The following is a 1,710-nucleotide window of genomic DNA, read 5'->3' as shown; positions in this document are numbered from 1 at the left end:
GGGGAGGGAGCCCTCGGCGATCAGCTCCTGGACCCGGAACTTCTGGATCTTGCCGGAGGCGGTCAGCGGCAGCCCGTCCGCGAGGTACCACCGGACCGGGATCTTGTGCGGGGAGAGCTGCTCGCGGCAGTGGGCGACGCACTCCTCGACGTCCGGGCCCTCCGGGCGGTCGGCGGTGGGGAGCAGCACCGCGGCGACGATCTCGCCCCACCGGTCGTCCGGCACCCCCACCACCAGGGCGTCGCGGACGCCCGGCAGCGTGCTGAGGAAGGACTCGACGGGGCCGGGCGCGATGTTCTCGCCGCCCCGGATGATCAGGTCGCTCAGCCGGCCCTCGATCCGGACCGCGCCGCTCGCGTCCATCGACCCGATGTCGCCGGTGTGCAGCCAGCCGTCCGCGTCCACCTTCCGGGCGGTGGCCTCCGCGTCGCCGTAGTACGCGAGGAGCTGCTGGTAGCCGCGGGCGCAGATCTCGCCGGGGACGCCGAGCGGCTGCACCCGGCCGGTGTCCGGGTCCACGATCTTGCACGCGACGTGCGGCAGGGGACGGCCGACGGTGCTGGTCTTGTCCTCGGCGGTGTCGTCCGGACGGGTCAGTGTGACCACGGACGCCAGCTCGGTCTGCCCGTACAGGTTGAACACCGTGGTCGAGAACAGCTCCTCGGTCTCGGTGATGAGCTGCGGGCGGACCGGCGCCGCGCCCGTGAGGACGGAGGAGAGCCGGGCCGGCACGCCGTCGGCGGCGCGGGCCACGTCGTTCAGGGCGGTCAGCACCGTCGGAACGCTGGTGAGCACCGCGCCGGGGGAGCGGCGCAGCACCTCGAAGAGGACCTTGGGGTCGAAGCGCTCCAGGAGCGTGAAGACGCCGCCGCTCCACAGCGGCCCCAGGCAGGAGATGACACAGCCCGCGGTGTGGAACATCGGCAGCGGGGAGACCACGGTCGCGCCGTCGCGGACGCCGAGACCCTCGAAGGTCAGCCGGGCCACGTTGACCACGGACCGGTGGGAGAGCAGCACCGCCTTCGGGAGGCCGGTGGTGCCCGAGGTGAACTGGATCTGCGCCGGGACGGCGGCGACCTCCTCCTGCGAGGGAAGCGGCGCGGCACCCCGCAGCGACTCCCACGCGGCGAGCGGCACGACGTGCCGCAGACCGGGCATGGCCGGGACCACCGCGGCCACCGTCCCGGCCATGTCATGGCCCCGGACGGCGTCGGCGTGGATCAGCATCTCGGCCTCGGAGGTGCGCAGGGCGTGGGCGAGCTCGCCGGCCCGCAGCGCCGGGTTCAGCGCCACCAGGGTCACCCCGGCCAGCGCCGCCGCGTACGCCACGATCGGCCACTCCGGGACGTTCGGCGCCCACAGGGCGACCCGCGCGCCGAGTCCGACGCGCTCCCGCAGCCCGCCCGCCACGCTCACGGCCTCGGCGAGCAGCTCGGCGTACGTCCAGGTGCGCGGCGCGGCGCCGTCGTCGGGGACCGACTCCAGGGCCGGGGCATCCGGGCGGTCGGCGGCGACCTCGCGAAGCAGGGAGCCGACGGTGTGCTCCGAGAGCTGCGCCGCGGTGTCCGCGGGGCGGAGCGACTCGGCGAGCGGGGCGGCGAGGTGCGGAGCCCCGTCGAGCGGCAGGTCGGTGCGCGGGGCGGCCGGTGCGGTGCTGAGCTGCATGGTGACTCTCCTCGGCGTGGGCGTCCGGTCCGTCCGGCGCTGGTC

At 75.1% G+C, this 1,710-nt stretch carries 1 protein-coding gene; it reads right to left on the bottom strand.

Translation table 11 applies throughout. The features are described from left to right. Nucleotides 1–1,665, bottom strand: a 1,665-nt coding sequence (locus EAO70_RS35385; RefSeq protein WP_148006906.1) for a class I adenylate-forming enzyme family protein, incomplete at its 3' end; no start/stop codon positions are given. Between the last annotated feature and the right edge of the window lie 45 nt (nt 1,666–1,710).

The organism is Streptomyces sp. adm13(2018) (genome assembly GCF_008042145.1).
GTDB lineage: Bacteria > Actinomycetota > Actinomycetes > Streptomycetales > Streptomycetaceae > Streptomyces.
The sequence above is the reverse complement of the archived record's forward strand: the minus strand, read 5'-3'. Positions and strand labels throughout refer to the sequence as shown.